The sequence below is a fragment of the Dulcicalothrix desertica PCC 7102 genome (assembly GCF_003991905.1).
In the GTDB taxonomy this organism is placed as follows: domain Bacteria; phylum Cyanobacteriota; class Cyanobacteriia; order Cyanobacteriales; family Nostocaceae; genus Dulcicalothrix; species Dulcicalothrix desertica.
The window spans coordinates 1-1,280 of the sequence record NZ_RSCL01000098.1 but is presented as its reverse complement, the minus strand read 5'-3'; the positions used below and the strand labels follow the sequence as shown (position 1 = coordinate 1,280).

2 protein-coding genes are annotated in these 1,280 nt (G+C 37.4%); one reads left to right on the top strand and one right to left on the bottom strand.

Annotated elements, in window-relative coordinates:
* Positions 1–248, top strand: a 248-nt coding sequence (locus DSM106972_RS50935) for a pentapeptide repeat-containing protein (protein WP_148129302.1), incomplete at its 5' end; no start/stop codon positions are given.
* Positions 249–433: 185 nt separating this feature from the next.
* Here DSM106972_RS50935 and DSM106972_RS50930 read toward each other — a convergent pair.
* Entirely contained in the window at positions 434–925 is a 492-nt protein-coding gene (locus DSM106972_RS50930) for a pentapeptide repeat-containing protein (RefSeq protein ID WP_127087847.1), read from the bottom strand.
* Positions 926–1,280 lie beyond the last annotated feature (355 nt).

Here is a 1,280-nt window from a genome sequence, read left to right as displayed (position 1 = left end):
AATTTAACTCATCTCAACTTATTGAGGTTGATTTTCGAGATACTAACCTTATTCAAGCCAATTTTACTAAAGCTAACATCGTCTATGTTGATTTCCGTGGAGCTAATTTGCAAGAAGTAAACTTCTTAGGGTCTTCGTTGAATATTACTTTGTTAAATTATGATGCCGTGCGGAAAGTATCCTATATTGAAGGTACTATTTTCCACAATACTATCATGCCTGACGGCAGTATTCGTAGTGACGGTTGATTTTAGGATATCTTTTAATGTGTAATGTCAATATTTGTGATATTAGGTAAATAAAATCAGTAATTTTTTCTCAAACCCTATCAGAACAAGGATTTCAAGCTTAATATGGCGGAGAAAGTAATAGCTTCTTCTTTTTTATCCTAATTAGGAGCGAAGCTCGTTTTCTGACAAATATAGGCATAAACTTACATGTTGCTACTTCTAATACTTCCATCTGGCATAATGGTATTGTAGAAAAAAGCCCTGCTAAGATTAGCTCCTTCAAGATTAGCTCCAGTCAAATTAGCCTCTCGCAGACTGGTATCCATAAAATCGACACCTTCAAGATTGGCTCCAGTCAAATTAGCTCTACGGAAACGGGTGTTACTACCAAACCTAGCTTCTCTCAAATCGACTTCAGTCAAGTTAGCATTGTTGAACTTAGTACCAAGCAGATGAGTCCCCTTGAGATTGGCTCTAGTCAAATTGGCACCATCAAGACAGGAATCAGTCAAATAAGTATTCCAAAAATTAACACCTATCAAGATGGCGCCAGATATCTCGAATTCTTCCAGCCTAGTACCACTTAGGTCAGCGCCACTAAGGTTAATGCCAGACAAATCTGTCTCCCACAATTTAATAAGGGCGAAGTTGCGTTCCCCTTTCTCATACCTTTCCAACAATTCTTTGACTTTCATAATTTGCCTTTTGCATCAGACAACATATACAAAGATAGCTCACACTGCGAAGAGGAAAACTCCTATTCAGAACTAAAAAATAAAATTTCAAGTTGGCTAAAGCTCATGTCTGGCAAAGTTTTTAATACTTGTCTTTATTCCGAGCGCGTATAATAAACCCGAAACCCGTTTTGGCACGTTCCTGCCTAATAGTAAGTATTAGTGTATTAAACGCTACATCTTCTTTTACCAGTTTTATATGGTTGGGGCTTGGAATTTGATAGTGCTAATAATTGAAAATTTTCCTGAAATTCAGTTATGATAATGATTACAGCCGTCGTGTGGCGGCTGGTGACAGCTTTGCTACTTTTACCCC